Source organism: Brevibacillus agri (genome assembly GCF_004117055.1).
GTDB lineage: Bacteria > Bacillota > Bacilli > Brevibacillales > Brevibacillaceae > Brevibacillus > Brevibacillus agri.
The window spans coordinates 4059838-4080063 of record NZ_CP026363.1 but is presented as its reverse complement, the minus strand read 5'-3'; the positions used below and the strand labels follow the sequence as shown (position 1 = coordinate 4080063).

The following is a 20226-nucleotide window of genomic DNA, read 5'->3' as shown; positions in this document are numbered from 1 at the left end:
AACACCAAAGGGCACGAACACATACAGGCTGGAAAAAAGCTATGCGGACAACGGCCAGTTTTACGAGCTGTGGAAAGTGCCCAAGGACCAGTTACCTCGTCGGGCGAGCCGTACTATTCGAACATTTCCTACGAGTACAACGACCAGTATTTGCTGCGAAAAGAAACGGAAATTCACTCGTTCCCGGTGAACTTGTCGGGCTACAAAAGCCAGATTACCGAGCGAACCTATGAATACACGAATGCGCAGCTTTATTCGATCACGGAAAACTTTGGCGGAAAGACGAGAACGCAGACGTTTTCCGCGTACGATTCGTACGGCGTGCAACCTACACAAATATCTCTGACTGGAATCGAGCTGGAGAGCGGGAAAACGGACGTCCTGAACTTCTCGCTCGAGATCGACAACCAAAGTCAGGTAAAAAGCCAGACGTACCCAAACGGCAGCAAAGTCACCTACGAATATGACACGCTGGGAAGAGTCCTCAGTGAAAGCTTCCGCCACCAGGGCGCGACCCGCACCACCACGTACGTGTATCGGGACGGCGAAGCATCCGGCACGAGCGCGGAGGGGCCGGGGATCGTCGAGAGAATTTTGCCGGACTCGTCTCGGGTCATCACCTACTACACGCCATACGGAGACATCGCCTATCAGGAACAGAGAGGGACGAGCGGAGGCAAACGCCCGCTGGTAGAAAACGAGTTTACCCCGGACGGTATGCAGATCAGCCGCACGATTCCATACGGGAACCAGGCGCAGAGCACCACGTATGCCTACGACTGGGACGGCTTCGTCTACCAGACCACGAACGCCCTGGGAACGACCCGCTCCCATCGGGCCAATGCGTATTCAGACGGCACCAGCTATTTGCCGCGCCTGACCGAGCAAACGTTGTCCCCGAACGGCTACATCGTCACCACCTACCGCGACCTGTACGGGCGGGTAGAGAGCGTGGAAGAAACGACGCAACGAGGCAGCCACCGCCGCGTGACCACCTACCAGACCGACCGCTTCGGAAAAGTCACGGACAAAGAAGTCTCGGACGGCAGCACCTCCCAACGCTGGACGATGCGCTACGATCACAACGACCAGTTGGTCTATTTGCGCGACCCGGAAAACAACATCCACGAATACAGCTACGACGGACTCGGCAACCTGACCACCGTGCTCGAAAACGGCACGCCCACTGCCGTGTACACGTATAACGCGCTGTCCTGGAAGTTGTCCGAGAAGAACCCGGAGACTAAAGCCGAGCAGTACACCTATGAAAAAAACGGTGCCGTCAAAACGTTCAAAGACAAAAACGGCGTCCTTTTCAGCTACCAGTATTCGCCGTTCAACGAAAGGACGAAGGTATCCGCAGGCAGCGGCTTCTACGAAGAACGCAGCTACGATCCGCTATCCGGCTCGCTTTTGACGGAAACAAACAACAACGGCCAAACCGTCCGCTACGGCTACGACGAATACCGCCGCCTGAATCGCCAAACGATGATGGGAAAAGACTACCAGCTCGTCTACACCGACCACGATGAGGCCATCGACGCCATCGTCTATCCATCCCGCAGCGCTGTTTCCGGCTCGGCTCCCGCCTTGCGCGTCGATTACACCTACGACAATGCCAGCCGCCTCAGCGCCGTAACCATTCCCGGCGTAGGAACGACGAGCTACACCTACGACATGAACAACAGTGGAGAGACGAACACCGTCTCCTACCCCGGCCAGTCGTCGGTGATGCAAAAGACGATTAGCTCCTTTGCCGAGATCACAGGAATGAACCACGCCGACGGCTGGAACGAGACCAACGGCTACGACCTGTTCGGCAACATCACGAGCCAAAAGCGCGGCGGAGCCAACTACGGCACGTTCGCTTACGACAAGCTGTCCCGGATCAAAGAAGAAACGATCCAGGGCAACACCCGCCAGTACGCCTACGACCGCCGCGGCAACCGCCAAATCTATGCCAACGCACCCGCCGATTCGACGCGCAGCTACGAACTGAAACACGACTTGCTGAATCGCCTGACCGAATACAAGGACGCCAAAGGAACAACGACGTACACGTACTATCCAGGCGGCCTGCGCGCGACGAAACAGCAGACCGGAAGCGTCACGGATACGACCCACTACGTGTACTTGAACGGGCAAGTGATCGAGGAGCTGACCCAGGACGGACGGCTCAAAGCTCGCAACGTCTTTGGTAACCAACTGATCTGGCGCAAAGACTACACGACGAACCAGGAAGGCACCTACTACTACAACAGCCACGGAGATGTCGTGAAGATCAAAGGTCCGAGCGGGAATGTGTTGAATATGTATGAGTACGACATCTGGGGCAACTTGATTGCGGATAAAGTCAAGGAAACGATGATGAACCCGTTTGCGTATGCAGGGGAAATGTACGACAAGGAGAGCGGTTTTTACTACCTGCGTGCCCGGTATTATGATCCGAAGATGGGGAGGTTTGTGTCGGAGGATACGGTTAAGGGGCAAGTGGATAATCCGCTTAGTTTGAATCGATATACGTATGTGAGTAATAATCCGTTAAAGTTTGTGGATCCGAGTGGTCACATACAGGAGATGACGGGAGGAGTAGGTGGCTTTTCCTCACCGGCAGAAGAATACATGCATTGGGCAAAGGTTGCGGCACGAAGGGCATACGAAGAGGGGATAGAACCCGAAGATGCGGTAAGAAAGTATGTACCAACGCAGTATCAGAGGGAAGTTCTTTCGACAGCTATCGTTACATTTAACAATACGGTTGGCATGAATCATGGGGATGCTCCTGATTTGGGATTGGGAGCTGCTGGTGCGGGGGCAGCAGTAGGGACAATTAGAAATCCAGGTAAAAATGTTGCAAACGGGACGGGTAATGAATTTAATAAAGCAAGTTATCAGAAACCTACAGCCAATAAAACAACATTATGGGATATTACTAAGATATGGTAAAGGCTAATTATAAAGGGAAGCCTATCAATGTTTATGAGGATTCCAATGGCCTTTGGTGGGCAAAGGATTTACAGGGTGATGGAGGTTCAGCATTTAAAGTATTTAAAAGATCAGGTAAAGAATTAAATTGGTATAGAGATGCTGATCCGTATGGAAATTTTATTCCTCTTGATTCAAAGCATAAAGGCCCTGTGGGATTAAAACTAAAAATTCAGTAGGTGTTAAGATATGTATTTGGGAGAAAAAGATGCAAAAAAATTAATATCATTAGGCTTTAAGAGAACATACTATGTGGATGAAATTGCACCATTTGATATTTACAAGCTTAACGATGATGAGTGGTGTGTAGGTGGGAGAATTATTCCCGATGAAATATTGTTATCACCCGAAGAAGTTTATAAAAATGGCTTATGGCTTCCAAACATCTATGACTTAATGTTATGGCTTGAGAGAAACGAATTTAAGTATATTTTAAGTCATAATTATGAAGGTTTATTATACAGAATCGAAGTCTTTGATGAGGATAAAAATATTCTAGTGAAAGCAAAAGGAGGCACAGTAGAAAACGTCTTATTTAAAGCGATTAGTAAATTGTTGGAAATGAAAATATAGAACTATATATAACTCGAAAGCCCCAAACGAGTAACCAACTACTTGTCTGGGGCTTCTTTTTTCCTCTATATGCAGCGCGAACAATATTGATTTTGTGGAACAATTAACAGAATAGAAGATTCTTTGGCATTATGTGTCGTCCAGCAAGTATCAGCAAGCGCCACTCACGATTACCGCTCCGAAGTCCAGTCCCACCAATTTCGCCCGCACAGTGGGGACAAGCAGGAGGTAGCAGATTTTGCCCAGGCGCTGGTGAAGCATCGGGCGAATCCGGCTGAGCTGGAGAAGCTGCTGGCCAAAGACTCGTTGAACCATTTTGCGATGCAAGACTATGTAAAAGGGTTGGCGCTGTTCAAGTCCGTTCAGGTCGTCGAGGCCGTGCCGGAGAAGCTGTACACGGTGACAAAGGAAGATGCCTACAACAATTACCGCGCCATCGTGAAGTTCAAATATGTCGGCTATACGGCAGACAACAGAGTGATCGAAAAAACAGATTGGATCGGCCTCGTCAAACGCGGCAGTATGGACGGGGCCGCCTGGCAGGCATGGGGCGTCATCTGGCAAGATTCCGGGATCGATGTGTCCGATGTGAGGCTGATCCAGCTCGAAAAGCCGCAAAAAGGAGAAGAAATAGGCGTGATGACCACAGATGCGGGGGTCATCAAGCTCAGGCTGTTTCCGGACAAGGCTCCGAAAGCGGTGGAAAACTTTAAGACGCTGGCCAAAAAAGGCGCCTACAACGACATGATTTTTCACCGGGTCATCAACGATTTCATGATTCAGGCAGGCGAACTGACAGGGCCGGATGGCAAGGAGCTGCCGAGCATATACGGCCAAGATTTTGAAGACGAGTTTAACCGCGACCTGTTCAATTTCCGCGGAGCGCTCAGCATGGGCAACGCGGGACCCAATACGAACAGCACACATTTTTATATCGTACAAAGTCCCAAGGTAGATCAGGAGTACCTCGATCTATCCGCGCTCCCACTGAATGCAGAAGCCAAGTACAAGGAAATAGGCGGACGGGCCTACCTGGACAACCGCCACACGGTATTTGGGCATGTGTTTGAAGGGATGGAAGTCGTCGACAAGATTGCCGCGCAAAAAACGGATGAGGCGGCAAGGCCGCTGAACAATCCGGTGAAGGTGCAGAAGATCGAGTTTGTCATTTACAATCCGTAAACGCAACAGAAACCAGGTACCCCCTTTCAGCCCGATGCTTTTGGGAGAACAGGGGGCTTTTTGCGAAAAAAAGCAGCTCAAAACGGTTCCCAGCGCAGTTTCCGCGCCTGCTGGAAGCGCTCCTGCACGTAGGGCCAATGGACGATGTTCCACCAGTTTTCCACGTATTTGTCCCGCTGGTTTTGATACTGGAGAAAATAGGCGTGCTCCCAGACGTCCAGCACGAGCAGCGGGACCGTATCCCATTGCGCCAGGTTTTGATGCTTTTCCGCCGTCAAGATTTCCAGGTGCTGGGCGCGCGGTGACCAGACGAGGATCGCCCAGCCGGGGCCTTCCACTTTTCCGGCTGCCTGGGAAAACTGCTGCTTGAATGCGTCAAAAGACCCGAAGTACCGCTGAATCGCTTCAGCCAGATCGCCTGTTGGCGTGCCGCCTCCGTGCGGGCTCATGGACGGCCAGAAAATCGTATGCAAATAATGGCCAGCTCCGTTAAAAGCCAGCTCGCGCTCCCAGTGGCGAATCAAGTCGTAGTTGCCGCTTTGGCGGGCTTCGACCAGCTTTCGCTCCGCCGTATTCAGATCGTCTACGTACTTCTGGTGCAGCTTCTCGTGATGAATGCGCATCGTCTGCTCGTCGATATACGGCTCAAGGGCGTTCGGCGCGTACGGCAGCGGGGGAAGCGTATGACGGCCAGGGGCGACGGGGCGTGCGACGCGAACCGGCTCGCGTGCGGTGTCTCGTACGGCCTGGTAGGCAGCAGGGGCGGGGATGGCGGCCTGGTTCATCTGAGCGGGTGTGACTGCGAGCGCCTCCTGTGCTCCTTGTACCGCTTCCGTTTCCAAAAGCTCCTCGTGCGCCATTGTCGGCTCGTCGAACCGTTCATCCTCCGTAAGCTGGGCCAGCCGCAAAAAATGGTGGAACTGCTCCTGTACTTGCTCTGCCCGCGCGATGAGCGCCGGGAGCAACTCTATTGCTTCGGTCTTATCCATCCGCGTAGCCTGTCTTCCTATTTTGGTAAAAGATTCTTCAAATTTGTGCAGATGCCGCTCCAGCTCCCGGTTCAGTGTTTTTTGTCTCCGCAAATGATCGATCCATTGGCAGCCCCACTGACTCCAATCCAGCAATTGCTTGGTTTTCTCTTCCAAAAAAATTCCTCCTCACTTGGGCGCATCTCATTTTCAGATTATGAACGCAGCCCAGAGAAGGTGCGACATTCGCGGAGTACAAGAAAATTAAACTCGGCATATGGTAGTAGCACAAATGTTTGAGTGGTATGCTGTACTATATTCATTACAACAGGGGAGACACATTTGCATGAGTAGAGATGGAGCGATTGCCGTCATTGATTCAGGAGTGGGAGGATTGACCGTAGCCAAAGAAGTCATGCGTCAGCTACCCGAAGAAACGATCATCTACGTAGGAGACAACGCGCGGTGCCCGTACGGCTCCAAGTCCCCGGAAGAGATTCGGACATACAGCTTTCAAATGATTGATTACGTCATGAATACGCCGCTCAAGGCGCTGGTGATTGCCTGCAATACGGCAACAGCGGTCGTCCTGGAGGAAGCGATGGCTTATTTGCCGCTGCCGGTGATCGGGGTGATCGAGCCGGGAGCGCGTGCAGCCGTTTCGGTGACCAAAAATGGACGGGTTGGCGTGATCGGAACCGAGATGACGATTCGCACGAAAGCATACGAACGTGCCCTCTTGCGTGCCGAGCCGGATTTGTATGTGGTGGGCAAGGCTTGTCCGGCGTTCGTGCCGCTGGTGGAAAATCATCAGGCGAACTCGGACCAGGCGCGCATGATCGTAAAAGAAGCATTGGCGCCTTTGCTCGCGGAGAATCTGGACACTTTGATTCTCGGCTGTACCCACTATCCGCTCTTGGCGCCCGTGATCCAGGAGGTCATGGGAGAGGGCGTCCGGTTAATCAGCTCCGCCGAGGAAACAGCGCGCGAGTTGTCCGTCCAGATCGCTCCGTTGGCTGGTCGCGGACAGCAAGAGCCGGGCCAGCATCTGTTCGTCACGAGCGGAGACGCTGAGCGCTTCCGGGCGATCGCCGAAGAGTGGCTGGCCAGCAAGGTGAACGTCCTGCATCACTCCCTGGAAAAATCGGTACAGCCGTAAAAACGCGGCTGGCTGTCCTTTTTGCCAGACAAACTTTCAACGCATAAACCCAAGCCCTGCTCGTATACATGGTAGTACAAAGTGTCTGGAGGAGGCTGGGGAAATGAAGATGGGACACATAGGCAAAATGACGGCCGTTCTGGGGGTAAGCGCCGTGCTTTTGTCGGGCTGCGGTCTGTTTGGCCCGGAATCGGAAACGAGCAGCATCGACGCACCGCCACAGTCACAGGTTTCAGCCGATCAGCCAAACGGTACAGTTTCACCCGATGTCGCCGTCCAAGGCAGCGAGCAAGCGGTCCAACAGACAAGTGACAAGACCGTCTATCTGCTCGACGCAAACGGCTACGTCGTACCGGTGTCGCTGACGCTTCCGAAATCAGAAGGTCCTGCCAAGCAAGTGTTGAGCTACATGGTCAAGGGCGGGCCTGTCGAGAGCATGCTGCAGGGAGGCTTTTCAGCCGTGCTGCCGGCAGGGACGGAAGTGAAAGGATTGGTTATCAAAGACGGCGTGGCGACGGTGGACTTTTCCAAAGAGTTCAAAACGTATGAGGAAAAAGACGAGAAAAAAATTCTCGACGCAGTGACGCGGGCGCTGACCGAGTTTTCCAACGTCAAGACGGTGCAAATCTGGGTGAACGGAACACCGCTTACCGAGATGCCGGCCGCCAGCACGCCGATTACGCAGTTGGACCGCAACCACGGGGTCAATCTGGAGCTGGCGGACGGAGCGACACCGGGCAATACGTCAGCGGTCACGGTTTATTTCCAGGGGCAACTGGATGACAAGCGCACGTACTACGTTCCGGTCACCCGTCTCGTTCCGGAGACAGCGGACATCGCCAAGGCGACCGTGGAGGAGCTTATCAAAGGGCCGAAGCAAGGCTCGCAACTGTTCAGCTCCCTGCTGCGGACGACCCGCGTGCTGGACGTAAAACAGGAGAAAGACCTGATTACCGTCAACCTGAGCAGCGACATTCTCAAGTACGACGACGGCAAGGAAGCAAGCCCGGAGGCGCTGCAATCCCTCGTGCTTTCCTTGACGGACTCGACGGGAGCCAAGCAGGTGCAGCTTCTCGTCGAGGGCAAACCGCTTGCCAGCGGCGATTTTACGAAGCCTGTGAGCCGTCCGTTGCAGCTCAATCCGATCGCGTTTTAATTCCGTCAAGCCTGCCTACCCACGCCCGAATGTTGCGAGCGTGGTTTTTTCTTTTCCAAACATTTTTTCGCGCCCCTTTACCGCCAAAAAAGAGTCAACCGAATATTTGCAATTGCTGTAAATAAGGCAGAGTCGTTTGGGCAGTGGCAGATCGTTTCCTGCCTCTGGTATAATGAGCGGAGTGTATCAAAGCGATTTAGGAGGAACTTGGAATGAGAGTGGATGGCCGTGCCCATGACCAGTTGCGCCCAGTAACGATTACGCGCAATTACATTAAACACGCAGAAGGATCGTGCCTGATCGAAGTCGGAGACACCAAGGTAATTTGTACGGCAACTCTGGAGGATCGGGTACCGCCTTTCATGCGTGGCGGCGGGAAGGGCTGGATCACAGCCGAGTACTCCATGCTTCCCCGCGCGACAGCGACCCGCAACGCGCGTGAGTCTTCCAAAGGCAAGGTCGGAGGACGGACGATGGAAATTCAGCGTCTGATCGGCCGCGCGCTGCGTTCGGTGGTGCATCTGGAGGCGATGGGAGAACGCACGATCTGGCTGGATTGCGACGTGATTCAGGCGGACGGCGGTACGCGCACCGCTTCCATCACGGGCGCGTATGTGGCGATGGTCGACGCGATGCAAAAGCTGGTGGAGAGCGGCGTCTGGAAGCAACTGCCGCTGAACGATTTTCTGGCGGCGACCTCTGTTGGGGTGATCGGCGAAGAGACCGTGCTGGATTTGAACTACAAAGAAGACTCGACAGCGACGGTGGACATGAATGTCGTCATGACAGGCAAAGGCAAGTTCGTCGAGCTGCAAGGCACCGGCGAGGACGCGCCGTTTTCCCCGGAGCAGTTGCAGGAGATGATCGCGCTTGCGAAAATCGGGATCGGCAATCTGATCCAGAGCCAGAAGCAGGCGCTCTCTGATGTTCCCCTGACGTTTGCCGAAAACGTAGCGGAGGAAAGCCATGTCTGATCGAAAAAAAGTCGTCCTGGCGACACGCAACCAGGGAAAAGTGAAAGAGTTCAACCGACTGTTTGCCGATTACGGCTGGGAAGGCACCAGCCTTGCGCAGTACGAGGGCGTGCCGGAAGTGGTGGAGGACGGGGACACGTTTGAAGCCAATGCGCTGAAAAAGGCAATCGAAATCTCTACATACTTGCAACTGCCGGCTCTTGGCGACGACTCCGGGCTGGAGGTGGACGCGCTGGACGGACGCCCGGGCGTCTACTCCGCCCGATACGCCGGGGAAGAAGCGACAGACGAACAAAACTGGCGCAAGCTGCTGCACGAGCTAGAAGACGTGCCGATGGAGCAGCGCACCGCGCGTTTTCGCTGCACGTTGGCGCTGGTCGTTCCGGGCGAGGAGCCGATTATCGCGACAGGCGCCTGTGAAGGGCTGATCGCTCGCGAGCCAAAAGGAACAAACGGCTTCGGCTACGACCCCGTCTTCTACATTCCCGAGCTGGAAAAAAGGATGGCGGAGCTTTTGCCGGAGGAAAAGAACCAGATCAGCCACCGGGCCAAAGCGATGCAGAAGCTCTTGGAAGTGCTGAAATAGCGGGCGCACAGCCTGACAGAAGAGAACACGGGAGAGTGAGGCGCGATGGGCATTCTCGTCGTAAGTGACAGCCACGGTCTTGTCCGCGAAGTTGCTCAGGTGGCAGACCGACATTCGGTCGACAAAATTTTGCATTGCGGCGATTTTTGCGTCGACCACAAGCGCGAGCCGTTTTCCCGGATGACGCTTGTGCGAGGCAACTGTGATGCGACTTCTGAGGTTCCTGTCGAGCAGCAGACCAACTGGCGGGACCTGCACATCCTGCAAACGCACGGGCACCTGTTCGGAGTCAAAAGCTCGCTCCTTCGCCTGCATTACCGGGCCGAGGAAGTCGGCGCAAACGTGGTCGTCTTCGGTCACTCGCACGTTCCGGCCTGTGGCGTGGAGCGGGATATTCTGTTTTTGAATCCGGGCAGCCTGCAGTTGCCGAGAGGCTTTGACGTGCCGACCTACGCGATCATCGAGGAGACGGGCGTCACGCCAAAAACGGTTCAGGTGGCCGTCACCTTTTACGACTACCAGGGCAACGTGGTGCGTGATTTGGGCGGAAGCTATTCGATTCGGCGCTGAATCGAGTGGCTTCTTGTCAAATAAAAGATTTATGCTATACTAGAATGGTTATAATGGCTAGAATATTATCATCCGAGCCTGCGAAGATACCATGGCGCGGCTGGCGATGTTCTGTTGATTCGATTTAGGAGGGGAAGTTTACGTGGCAGCAAATTGGGAAAAGGTAGAGAATAACCAGGGAGTCCTGACGGTTGAGGTAGATGCTTCGCAAGTAGACGCAGCATTGGATCAAGCGTTTAAAAAAGTTGTGCAAAAGGTTCAGGTTCCAGGATTCCGCAAAGGAAAAGTACCGCGCAAAATGTTCGAATCCCGTTTTGGTGTGGAGTCTCTGTACCAAGACGCGCTCGATATTCTGCTTCCAGCCGCTTACGGACAAGCTGTTCGTGAAACTGGCATCGAGCCGGTAGATCGTCCAGAAGTAGACGTAGAGCAAATGGAAAAAGGGAAAAACCTGATCTTCAAAGCTACTGTAACCGTGAAGCCAGAAGTGAAGCTCGGCGACTACAAAGGTCTGACCATCGAAGAAAAAGACTTCACTGTGACTGACGAGACCGTGGATGCTGAACTGAAGCGCATGCAAGAGCGTCACGCTGAACTGGTAGCAGTTGAAGAAGGCGCTGCCCAAGAAGGCGACATCGTTGTCATTGATTTCGAAGGCTTCCAAGACGGTGTTGCATTCGAAGGCGGAAAAGCAGAAGACTACTCTCTGGAACTGGGTTCCGGCACTTTCATCGCTGGCTTTGAAGAGCAACTCGTAGGTCTTGCTATCGGCGATGAAAAAGAAATCAAGGTAACCTTCCCGGAAGAGTACCATTCTCCTAACCTCGCTGGCAAAGAAGCGGTATTCAAAGTGAAATTGAACAGCCTGAAGCGCAAAAACCTGCCAGTGCTGGACGACGAGTTCGCAAAAGACGTGAGCGAGTTCGACACGCTGGAAGAGCTGAAAGCTGACACCAAGAAAAAACTCGAAGAAAAAGCTGCGCAAGAAAAAGAACAGTATGTTCGCGAACAACTGGTTCTGAAAGCAGCGGAAAACGCGGAAATCGATCTGCCGGCTGTGATGGTTGAGCACGAGCTGGACCAAATGGTGAACGAGTTCGGCCAACGCCTCCAATACCAAGGCATGACACTGGAGCTGTACTACCAGTTCTCCGGTATGGACGAAAGCCAACTGCGCGACCAACTGCGTGCAGATGCGACCTCCCGCGTGCGCACATCTTTGACACTGGAAGCAATCGGCAAAGCGGAAAAAATCGAAGCGACAGAAGAAGATGTAACCGAAGAGCTGAACAAGCTGGCTGGCGTTTACGGCCGTCCTGCTGACGAGCTGCGCAAAATCTTCACTGCCCAAGACAACATGCTGGCACTGTACCGCGACGTGCAAATTCGCAAAACAGTCGATTTCCTGGTTGCACAAAGCAAAGTAAGCGCATAAGCTTAGGAAGAACGCATGATTGGCCAGTGGTCAGGCTCTCTTGGCCACTGGCTGTACCAACTACAAGGCACGATGCACTCGTGCCTTGTTTTTCCACCATCGACTTTTTGGTAAAATCCTTCTCAACTAAAGGGCGACCCCTTTTACCGCAAAGGAGGAAAGATACATAATGCTGATCCCAATGGTCATCGAGCAAACAAGCAGAGGCGAGCGCTCCTACGATATTTACTCGCGCCTCTTGAAAGACCGGATTATTCTGCTCGGCACGGAGATTGACGATGAAGTTGCCAATCTGGTAGTGGCCCAACTGCTCTTTTTGCAGGCGGAAGATCCGGAAAAAGACATTTCGCTATACATAAACTCTCCAGGCGGTTCTGTAACAGCAGGTATGGCTATCTACGACACGATGCAGTACATCAAGCCGGATGTGTCCACGATTTGCGTGGGCATGGCTGCCAGCATGGGAGCGTTTCTCCTCGCTGCTGGCGCCAAAGGCAAGCGCTTTGCTTTGCCAAACAGCGAAGTGATGATTCATCAGCCACTCGGAGGCGTGCGTGGACAGGCAGAGGACATCCGTATTCACGCGGAATGGATTCTGAAAACGAAGCGCCAACTGAACCAGATTTTGTCCGAGCGTACAGGTCAACCGTATGAGCGGGTCGAGCTGGATACCGATCGCGACAACTTCATGAGTGCAGAAGAAGCCAAGGCCTATGGATTGATTGACACGATTATCGAACGCAAAAACTGACCCGTTGTGAGGTGAAGCGCATGTTTAAGTTTAACGACGACAAAGGCCAACTGAAGTGCTCCTTCTGCGGCAAGTCCCAGGAACAGGTGCGCAAGCTGGTAGCCGGTCCTGGCGTTTACATTTGTGACGAGTGTATCGAACTGTGCAACGAAATTGTGCAGGAAGAGCTGGGCACGGAAGAAGAAATCGACATGAAAGAAATTCCGAAGCCTGTGGAAATCCGCAAAATCTTGGACGACTATGTCATCGGCCAGGACTTGGCGAAAAAATCGCTGTCTGTAGCGGTGTACAACCACTACAAGCGGATTAACTCCGGGGCGAAGATCGAGGATGTGGAGCTGCAAAAGTCCAACATTCTGCTGATCGGGCCGACAGGTAGCGGGAAAACGTTGCTCGCGCAAACGCTGGCGCGCATCTTGAACGTGCCGTTTGCGATCGCGGACGCCACCTCTCTGACGGAGGCCGGCTACGTGGGCGAAGACGTGGAAAACATTTTGCTCAAGCTGATCCAGGCTGCTGACTACGATGTGGAAAAAGCCGAAAAAGGCATCATCTACATCGATGAAATTGATAAAGTCGCACGCAAGTCGGAAAACCCTTCGATTACGCGCGACGTTTCCGGCGAAGGCGTGCAGCAGGCTCTCCTGAAAATTTTGGAGGGCACGGTTGCCAGCGTTCCACCGCAAGGCGGACGCAAGCATCCGCATCAGGAATTTATCCAGATCGACACGTCGAACATTTTGTTCATCTGTGGCGGTGCATTCGATGGGGTAGAGCAAATCATCAAGCGTCGTCTGGGCAAAAAGGTAATCGGCTTCGGCGCTGATTTTGCCGATGGTGTCAAAGGCGATCTGAAAGCGGGCGAGTACCTCAAGTACATCCTGCCGGAAGACTTGCTGAAATTCGGCCTGATCCCAGAGTTCGTCGGCCGTTTGCCAGTTCTGGCTACATTGGAGCCGCTGGACGAGGAGACGCTCGTGCGCATCTTGACCGAGCCGAAAAACTCGCTGGTGAAGCAGTATCAAAAACTGCTCAGCCTGGACGGCGTCGAGCTGGAGTTTGATGCCGGCGCCCTCCTGCAAATTGCCAAAGAGGCGATCAAGCGCAATACCGGTGCGCGCGGACTGCGTGCCATCATCGAGCAGATCATGCTCGACATGATGTATGAGCTGCCTTCCCGCGAGGACGTGACCAAGTGCGTCATCACGGAAGAAACGGTGCGCGACAAAGTGAAGCCGCGCCTTATGACCAAAGAAGGCCGCGAGTTGCACGGCGAAACTGCATAATCGTTGTTTGAGCGAACCATCCCGCTTTTGCGGGGTGGTTTTTGTTTTTTCAAGAGACGTTGCTACCTTCTTCCATATTCATCCAGTTGGCTTTGCGGGTTTATGGTTTACGTACTCGTTTGCGGGGCAATACTACTTGATATCGTTGAAGAGACGCTTTTACATATGCGTAAAAAAGCTGCAAGGACGCATGGGAGGGACTGCATATGGACTATACCACGTTGGTCATTGCTGTCATTGAAGTGGTTGTTGGAATTGTGATTGGCACCTACTTCTGGAATTTGCTGCGAGCGCAGAGAAACACGAAAACTTCCACGGAAAAAGAATCGCGAAAAGATCTGGACACGATTCGCAGAATGAGAATGATCGCCTTGACAGAACCGTTGTCAGAAAAAACACGGCCCGCTACCCTGGAGGAAATCGTAGGGCAGGAGGATGGGCTGCGGGCGTTGCGTGCCGCGCTGTGCGGACCGAACCCGCAGCACGTCATCATCTACGGACCGCCGGGAGTGGGCAAGACCGCTGCTGCCCGGGTCGTGCTGGAAGAAGCGAAGAAAAACAAGCTTTCGCCTTTTAATGCGGACGCCAAGTTTATCGAAATTGACGCGACGATTGCCCGGTTTGACGAGCGGGGGATTGCGGACCCGCTGATCGGCTCTGTTCACGACCCGATCTACCAAGGGGCGGGCTCGCTCGGTCAGGCCGGCATTCCCCAGCCGAAGCCGGGCGCGGTAACGAAAGCGCACGGAGGCATGCTTTTTCTCGATGAGATCGGGGAGCTTCACCCTGTGCAAATGAACAAGCTGCTGAAAGTGCTCGAAGACCGCAAAGTCATGCTGGAAAGCGCCTATTACAGCGAGGAAAACAATCAGATTCCGTCGCATATTCACGATGTGTTCAAATATGGGCTGCCTGCCGATTTTCGTCTGGTCGGCGCGACGACAAGGCTGCCTGAAGAGCTTCCTGCCGCCCTGCGCTCTCGTTGTCTGGAGATTTTCTTCCGGCCGTTGAAAGGCGCGGAAATCGGCAGCATCGTGCGCACAGCCGTTCCCAAGATGCAGATGACCATCGAGGACAGTGCAGTGGCAGTCATCGAGCGTTACGCCACCAATGGCCGCGAAGCGATCAACACGCTGCAAATCGCTGCAGGGATTGCGCTAACCGAGGAACGCAATACGATCATCGCGCAAGATGTGGAGTGGGTCGTACACAGCAGCCAAAAATCGCCGCGCCCCGAAAAGCAGGTGCACGATACGCCACAGGTGGGGCTGGTGAACGGGCTTGCCGTTTACGGGCCGAACATGGGCAGCGTCATGGAGCTGGAAGTGACGGCTACGCCAACCGCCGTGCCTGGTCAGGGGCGAATGACGATGACGGGCATGGCCGAGGAAGAGGAAATGGGCAGCCGCAGCCGCACGATTCGCCGGAAGTCCATGGCCAAAGGGTCGATCGAAAACGTCCTGACCGTGTTGAACCGGATGGGAGTTCGTCCGTACGATTACGATCTGCATGTCAACTTCCCGGGCGGAGTCCCTGTCGACGGACCTTCCGCAGGGATCGCGATTGCGGTCGCCATCTATTCGGCGATTATGGAAGTGCCGGTAGACAACCTGCTCGCCATGACGGGCGAAGTGAGCATTCACGGCAAGGTGAAGCCGGTGGGCGGCGTGGTCGCCAAGGTCGAGGCGGCCCGGCAGGCGGGAGCGACGCGCGTGCTGATTCCCGAAGAAAACTGGCAGAGCATTTTCGCTGACATGAAGGGCATCGAGGTGATTCCGGTTTCGACCGTCTCGCAAGTCATGGAACTGGCTGTGCCGAAGGTCGCTGTGCAGGATGAGGAAGCGCCTGGATTTACCTTGCAGATTCCGGCGGAGGATTTGGCCTCCTCGCCAATGACGCTCTAACAGTCGCAAGCGCCCGCGGATTAGACATCGGATTGTGTTTGCGCTACAATGGTAAAAAGCTTCTGCTTGCAAAGAGCCCGGGGCCCTACCCGGCCTGTAACGGGCTCCCCAAATGCTGGGGATGGACGCGTCAGAATGACTGTCTGTTCTACGTGTCGTCTGGGGTGATTCGGATATGCCGGGTGGGCAAAAAACGGCTTTGGGAGCCGTTTTTGTCTGTTATCAGGCTCTTGGCAAGAAGGGATAGATCAACAAGGAGAGGTGCATCCGCTTGGGCGAACGTTCCGGTAAACGAGAATTACCGCTTCTCCCGTTGCGAGGATTGCTTGTGTATCCGACCATGGTACTCCACCTGGACGTTGGACGGGAAAAGTCCATCCGCGCACTGGAGCAAGCCATGGTGGACGATAACAAGATTTTGCTTGCGACACAGGAAGAAGTTCATATAGAGGAGCCAGAGGCAGAGCAAATTTACAGCATCGGTACCGTTGCGCGTGTGAAACAAATGCTGAAGCTGCCAAACGGCACAATCCGTGTGCTGGTCGAGGGACTGCAACGGGCCAAGATCGAGGAATATCTTCAACAGGAAGATTATTTCGTTGTGTCCGTTACATATTTGGAAGAAGAAAAAACGGAGGAAAATGAAGTAGAAGCTCTGATGCGTTCGCTGCTCAACCACTTCGAGCAATACATCAAGCTGTCGAAAAAAGTTTCCCCCGAGACGCTTACATCCGTAACAGACATCGAAGAACCGGGCCGACTGGCTGACGTGATTGCTTCCCATCTGCCGCTGAAAATGAAGGACAAACAGGAGATTTTGGAGACGGTCAACATCAAGGAGCGGCTCGAAATTCTTTTGGATATTTTGAACAACGAGCGCGAGGTGCTGGAGCTGGAGCGCAAGATCGGCAACCGCGTGAAAAAGCAGATGGAGCGCACGCAAAAGGAATACTACTTGCGTGAGCAGATGAAAGCCATTCAAAAGGAGCTCGGCGATAAGGACGGCCGTCAGGGAGAAGTGGATGAGCTGCGCGCGCAGTTGGAGAAATCCGACGCTCCCGAAAGAATCAAGGCGAAAATCGAAAAAGAGCTGGAACGACTGGAAAAGATGCCAGCCACTTCTGCGGAAGGCTCGGTCATCCGGACGTACATCGACACGCTGCTCGCTCTGCCGTGGACGAAGACGACGGTGGACAATCTCGACATTCACCACGCGCAAGAAGTGCTCGACGAGGATCACTACGGTCTGGAAAAGCCGAAGGAGCGCGTGCTGGAATATTTGGCTGTGCAAAAGCTCGTCAACTCGATGCGCGGGCCGATTCTCTGTCTGGTTGGACCTCCCGGCGTCGGGAAAACTTCCCTCGCGCGCTCGATCGCACGCGCACTGGAGCGCAAGTTCGTGCGCATTTCGCTCGGGGGCGTGCGTGACGAAGCCGAGATTCGCGGGCATCGCCGCACCTACGTGGGCGCGCTGCCAGGCCGCATCATCCAGGGGATGAAGCAGGCGGGCACGATCAATCCGGTCTTTTTGCTGGATGAGATCGACAAGCTGGCGTCCGATTTCCGGGGCGATCCGGCATCGGCGCTCCTGGAAGTGCTGGACCCGAACCAAAACGACAAGTTCAGCGACCACTATATCGAAGAGACGTACGACTTGACGAATGTTATGTTCATCACGACGGCGAACAGCCTCGACACGATTCCGCGCCCGCTTTTGGACCGGATGGAGGTCATTTCGATCTCCGGCTACACCGAGCTGGAGAAGCTCAACATCATGCGCGGCTACTTGCTGCCGAAGCAGATGGAAGAACACGGGCTTGGCAAGGATAAGCTGCAAGTGCACGAGGACGCCATGCTCAAGCTCATCCGCCTGTACACGCGCGAAGCTGGCGTGCGCAATCTGAACCGCGAAGCCGCCAACGTCTGCCGGAAAGCCGCCAAGCTGATCGTCAGCGGGGAGAAAAAGCGCGTCGTCGTCACCGCGAAGACACTGGAGACGCTGCTCGGCAAACCGCGCTACCGCTATGGCCTGGCGGAGAAAAAAGACCAGATCGGCTCGGTGACGGGCCTCGCCTGGACGCAGGCAGGCGGCGATACGCTGAACGTAGAGGTCAGCATCCTGCCAGGAAAAGGAAAACTCACCTTGACCGGAAAGCTCGGCGATGTCATGAAGGAATCCGCGCAGGCGGCCTTCAGCTACATTCGCTCGCGTGCCGAGCAGTGGGGGATTGACCCGCTTTTCCACGAGAAAAACGACATCCACATCCACGTTCCGGAGGGCGCGATTCCAAAAGACGGCCCGTCCGCAGGAATTACGATGGCGACCGCACTTGTATCGGCGCTCGCGCAAATCCCTGTGAAAAAAGAAGTGGGGATGACGGGCGAAATCACCCTGCGCGGAAGAGTTTTGCCGATTGGCGGCCTGAAGGAAAAGTGCATGTCCGCGCATCGCGCTGGCTTGACGACGATTATTTTGCCAAAAGACAACGAGAAAGACATTGAAGATATACCGGAGAGCGTGCGAAAAGAACTGACCTTCTATCCGGTCGAGCACTTGGATGAAGTGTTGCGCCACGCCCTGACCAGACAGCCGACAGCAGGTGAAAAATCATGAAAGTAACTTCAGCCGAGTTCGTCATCAGCGCTGTCGGACCGAAGCAATACCCGGAGGACGGCCTGCACGAGATCGCTCTCGTCGGCCGCTCCAACGTGGGCAAGTCTTCGCTGCTCAACAAAATGATGAACCGCAAAGGGCTCGCGCGCATCAGCTCGCGGCCAGGGAAGACCCAGACGCTGAACTACTTCCGCGTCAACCAGATGCTCTACTTCGTCGACTTTCCCGGCTACGGCTACGCCAAGGTTGCGAAGACGATCAAGGAACAATGGGGAAAGATGATCGAGGGCTATCTGAAAAAACGGAAAGAGCTGCGGTTCGTCATCCAGCTCGTCGACATTCGCCACGCTCCTTCCAAGGACGACGTGGCGATGTACGAATGGTGCAAACAGATCGGCATTCCGACGGTCGTCGTCGCGACCAAGGGCGACAAAATTGCCCGCGGACGCTGGCTGCAACATACGAAGATCATCCGCCAGACGTTGAACATGCGCGGTGACGATACGATCATCGTGTTTTCTTCGGAGACAGGTCAAGGCAAGGATGAGCTGTGGGGCGAAATCTTGCGCCGACTGCGGGAAAAAGACCAGCCTGCGCAGGTGGAAGCAGCGGAGGCGACTGACGCTTCTGTGTCGGCAGCAGCCGCGAGCGAGCGGGAACAGTAACGCAGATACCGTCAAAGACCCAATCCGCAAGTGGGAAGGGGAGGCAGCTTTTGTGAGCAAACTGGCTTGCTTTGCCGTACGCGGTGTGATCGAAGGCTTCTACGGAACGCCCTGGACGCATGCAGAGCGGCTGGACATGATTGATTTTTTGCATCGGCACGATTACAATGCGTATTTCTACTCGCCCAAAGACGATGTATATTTGCGGGAGCGATGGATGGAGCCGCATCCGGAAGCGGCGATGCGCCAACTGGACGAATTGATCGCAAGCGCCCTGGGACGGGGCATGCAGTTTGTGTACTGTCTAAGCCCCGGCCTCAGCATGGAATATGCGAGTCCGGCCCACACGGAGCTGCTTTTGAAAAAATATCGGACGATGTACGACAAAGGCGTCCGGTATTTTTCCTTGTTGTTCGACGACATCCCGATGCACCTGCTGCATGAACGGGATGTCGCGCAGTTTGCCCACCTGGCAGATGCTCACGTGCAGACTACCCGGCGCGTCTGGGAGTCGATGCAGGAGTGGGGAGAGCCAGTCAAGCTGGTCGTCTGCCCGACCCAGTACAACGGCATTGGCAAAGAGCCGTACATCCAGCACCTGGGCCGGCATTTGCCCGAAGAGATTGACTTGTTCTGGACGGGGCGGTTTGTCTGCTCGCCGTACCTGACGGATGGCGATGCGGTTCGCTTCGGCGAATATACGGGGCACAAGCCGTTTTACTGGGATAACTACCCCGTCAACGACCTGGCGATGGCAAGCGAGCTGCATATCGGCCCATTGCGCCATCGCGACCCGGACTTGTGGCAGCACGCCGCAGGCTACGTGGCAAACGCGATGTCGCTGCCTGAATGCTCGAAAATTCCGTTGATGACGACGGCCGCCTATTTGCGCGATCCGCAAGGCTACGATCCGGACGCGGCCTGGAAGCAGGCGGTGGAGGAAGTGGCGGGCAAGGACGATGCCGAAGCGTTCTTCACGTTTGCCGACAATGTGCAAAGCTCGTTTTTGTGCGAAGGCGAGTCGCCGCGCCTGCTCGAAGCGTTTCTTGCTTTTCGCTTCCAGTTTTTGCAGGGAGATCGGAACAAGGCAGTCTCCGAGCTGACCTTGCTGTTTCGCGAGATGGAGCAAACCGCCCACCAGTTGCTCGGCGGGATGAGCAACCTCAAGCTCGCGAAGGAAGCGCGGCCGTGGATTGAAAAATACCGCCATTGGGCCAAAGTCGGCCAGTCTGCCGTCGCGCTGATCGACCACGGAACGAGCGGCAAAATCCCGCAAGCCGCCTACCACCTGCTGCGGCTCAAGCAGTGGATCAAGCGCACGGAGCGCTTGCCGCAAAAAGTGTGCGGACAGGTCATGCAGTTGTTTGTGGACGCGATCTTGCAGGAGGTCAGAAAGAGCAACTGACCAGGCGATTGTC

17 protein-coding genes are annotated in these 20226 nt (G+C 54.7%); 16 read left to right on the top strand and 1 reads right to left on the bottom strand.

Annotation, left to right across the window (positions count from 1 at the left end; all coding sequences use genetic code 11):
• Positions 1 to 69 precede the first annotated feature (69 nt).
• The 4 genes from BA6348_RS20055 (at position 70) to BA6348_RS20040 (ending at position 4740) form a co-directional block, all read left to right on the top strand.
• Positions 70 to 2946 (top strand): RHS repeat domain-containing protein, encoded by a 2877-nt coding sequence (locus BA6348_RS20055; RefSeq protein ID WP_242507382.1) that lies wholly within the window; start codon positions 70 to 72, stop codon positions 2944 to 2946.
• The gene (locus BA6348_RS20050; protein ID WP_129552222.1) at positions 2940 to 3164 is read left to right on the top strand and encodes a hypothetical protein; all 225 of its coding nucleotides are present in this window, start codon (positions 2940 to 2942) and stop codon (positions 3162 to 3164) included. Before BA6348_RS20055 ends, BA6348_RS20050 begins: the two co-directional genes overlap by 7 nt.
• 10 nt (positions 3165 to 3174) lie before the next feature.
• On the top strand, positions 3175 to 3558 hold the full coding sequence (locus tag BA6348_RS20045; RefSeq protein ID WP_005826558.1) for a hypothetical protein: 384 nt from the start codon (positions 3175 to 3177) through the stop codon (positions 3556 to 3558).
• 123 nt (positions 3559 to 3681) lie between these two features.
• The gene (locus BA6348_RS20040) at positions 3682 to 4740 is read left to right on the top strand and encodes a peptidylprolyl isomerase (RefSeq protein WP_005826556.1); all 1059 of its coding nucleotides are present in this window, start codon (positions 3682 to 3684) and stop codon (positions 4738 to 4740) included.
• A 77-nt stretch (positions 4741 to 4817) separates the two neighbouring features.
• On the opposite strand, the gene BA6348_RS20035 is transcribed toward BA6348_RS20040, so the two are convergent.
• The gene (locus tag BA6348_RS20035; RefSeq protein ID WP_122952964.1) at positions 4818 to 5885 is read right to left on the bottom strand and encodes a superoxide dismutase; all 1068 of its coding nucleotides are present in this window, start codon (positions 5883 to 5885) and stop codon (positions 4818 to 4820) included.
• Between the two features lie 169 nt (positions 5886 to 6054).
• On the opposite strand from BA6348_RS20035, the gene racE reads away from it, so the two are divergent.
• The 12 genes from racE to BA6348_RS19975 all read left to right on the top strand — a co-directional run bounded on the left by racE (position 6055) and on the right by BA6348_RS19975 (position 20213).
• Positions 6055 to 6867 carry a glutamate racemase gene (racE, locus tag BA6348_RS20030; protein ID WP_122952965.1) on the top strand — a complete coding sequence of 271 codons (813 nt, stop codon included), beginning with the start codon at positions 6055 to 6057 and terminating at the stop codon, positions 6865 to 6867.
• Between the two features lie 103 nt (positions 6868 to 6970).
• Positions 6971 to 8023, top strand: coding sequence for a GerMN domain-containing protein (locus BA6348_RS20025; RefSeq protein WP_026558434.1), 1053 nt, complete (start codon positions 6971 to 6973; stop codon positions 8021 to 8023).
• 212 nt (positions 8024 to 8235) lie between these two features.
• Positions 8236 to 8997 carry a ribonuclease PH gene (gene rph / locus BA6348_RS20020; protein ID WP_007782491.1) on the top strand — a complete coding sequence of 254 codons (762 nt, stop codon included), beginning with the start codon at positions 8236 to 8238 and terminating at the stop codon, positions 8995 to 8997.
• Positions 8990 to 9583, top strand: a complete 594-nt coding sequence (locus BA6348_RS20015; RefSeq protein WP_026558433.1) for an XTP/dITP diphosphatase — start codon at positions 8990 to 8992, stop codon at positions 9581 to 9583. The genes rph and BA6348_RS20015 overlap by 8 nt, the downstream gene beginning before the upstream one ends.
• Positions 9584 to 9628: 45 nt before the next feature.
• Complete coding sequence (locus BA6348_RS20010; protein WP_005826546.1) at positions 9629 to 10153, top strand: metallophosphoesterase family protein; 525 nt, start codon at positions 9629 to 9631, stop codon at positions 10151 to 10153.
• Positions 10154 to 10295: 142 nt separating this feature from the next.
• Entirely contained in the window at positions 10296 to 11588 is a 1293-nt protein-coding gene (gene tig, locus BA6348_RS20005; protein ID WP_005826545.1) for a trigger factor, read from the top strand.
• Between the two features lie 169 nt (positions 11589 to 11757).
• Positions 11758 to 12339 (top strand): ATP-dependent Clp endopeptidase proteolytic subunit ClpP, encoded by a 582-nt coding sequence (gene clpP / locus BA6348_RS20000; protein WP_005826544.1) that lies wholly within the window; start codon positions 11758 to 11760, stop codon positions 12337 to 12339.
• 20 nt (positions 12340 to 12359) lie between these two features.
• Positions 12360 to 13625, top strand: a complete 1266-nt coding sequence (gene clpX, locus BA6348_RS19995; RefSeq protein ID WP_005826543.1) for an ATP-dependent protease ATP-binding subunit ClpX — start codon at positions 12360 to 12362, stop codon at positions 13623 to 13625.
• 206 nt (positions 13626 to 13831) lie between these two features.
• The gene (gene lonB, locus BA6348_RS19990; RefSeq protein ID WP_005826542.1) at positions 13832 to 15529 is read left to right on the top strand and encodes an ATP-dependent protease LonB; all 1698 of its coding nucleotides are present in this window, start codon (positions 13832 to 13834) and stop codon (positions 15527 to 15529) included.
• A 271-nt stretch (positions 15530 to 15800) separates the two neighbouring features.
• The gene (lon, locus tag BA6348_RS19985; RefSeq protein WP_025846996.1) at positions 15801 to 18143 is read left to right on the top strand and encodes an endopeptidase La; all 2343 of its coding nucleotides are present in this window, start codon (positions 15801 to 15803) and stop codon (positions 18141 to 18143) included.
• Positions 18140 to 18808 (top strand): ribosome biogenesis GTP-binding protein YihA/YsxC, encoded by a 669-nt coding sequence (gene yihA / locus BA6348_RS19980; RefSeq protein WP_005826540.1) that lies wholly within the window; start codon positions 18140 to 18142, stop codon positions 18806 to 18808. Before lon ends, yihA begins: the two co-directional genes overlap by 4 nt.
• A 52-nt stretch (positions 18809 to 18860) precedes the next feature.
• A complete protein-coding gene (locus tag BA6348_RS19975) occupies positions 18861 to 20213 on the top strand; it encodes a protein O-GlcNAcase (RefSeq protein ID WP_005826539.1) in 1353 nt (450 codons plus the stop codon).
• Positions 20214 to 20226 lie beyond the last annotated feature (13 nt).

What these genes read in the sequence shown, in the direction of transcription:
- BA6348_RS20050 (WP_129552222.1), top strand. Translation starts at nt 2,940, where the DNA reads ATGGTAAAGGCTAATTATAAAGGGAAGCCTATCAATGTTTATGAGGAT.
- BA6348_RS20045 (WP_005826558.1), top strand. Translation starts at nt 3,175, where the DNA reads ATGTATTTGGGAGAAAAAGATGCAAAAAAATTAATATCATTAGGCTTT.
- racE (WP_122952965.1), top strand. Translation starts at nt 6,055, where the DNA reads ATGAGTAGAGATGGAGCGATTGCCGTCATTGATTCAGGAGTGGGAGGA.
- BA6348_RS20025 (WP_026558434.1), top strand. Translation starts at nt 6,971, where the DNA reads ATGAAGATGGGACACATAGGCAAAATGACGGCCGTTCTGGGGGTAAGC.
- rph (WP_007782491.1), top strand. Translation starts at nt 8,236, where the DNA reads ATGAGAGTGGATGGCCGTGCCCATGACCAGTTGCGCCCAGTAACGATT.
- BA6348_RS20015 (WP_026558433.1), top strand. Translation starts at nt 8,990, where the DNA reads ATGTCTGATCGAAAAAAAGTCGTCCTGGCGACACGCAACCAGGGAAAA.
- BA6348_RS20010 (WP_005826546.1), top strand. Translation starts at nt 9,629, where the DNA reads ATGGGCATTCTCGTCGTAAGTGACAGCCACGGTCTTGTCCGCGAAGTT.
- clpP (WP_005826544.1), top strand. Translation starts at nt 11,758, where the DNA reads ATGCTGATCCCAATGGTCATCGAGCAAACAAGCAGAGGCGAGCGCTCC.
- clpX (WP_005826543.1), top strand. Translation starts at nt 12,360, where the DNA reads ATGTTTAAGTTTAACGACGACAAAGGCCAACTGAAGTGCTCCTTCTGC.
- lonB (WP_005826542.1), top strand. Translation starts at nt 13,832, where the DNA reads ATGGACTATACCACGTTGGTCATTGCTGTCATTGAAGTGGTTGTTGGA.
- yihA (WP_005826540.1), top strand. Translation starts at nt 18,140, where the DNA reads ATGAAAGTAACTTCAGCCGAGTTCGTCATCAGCGCTGTCGGACCGAAG.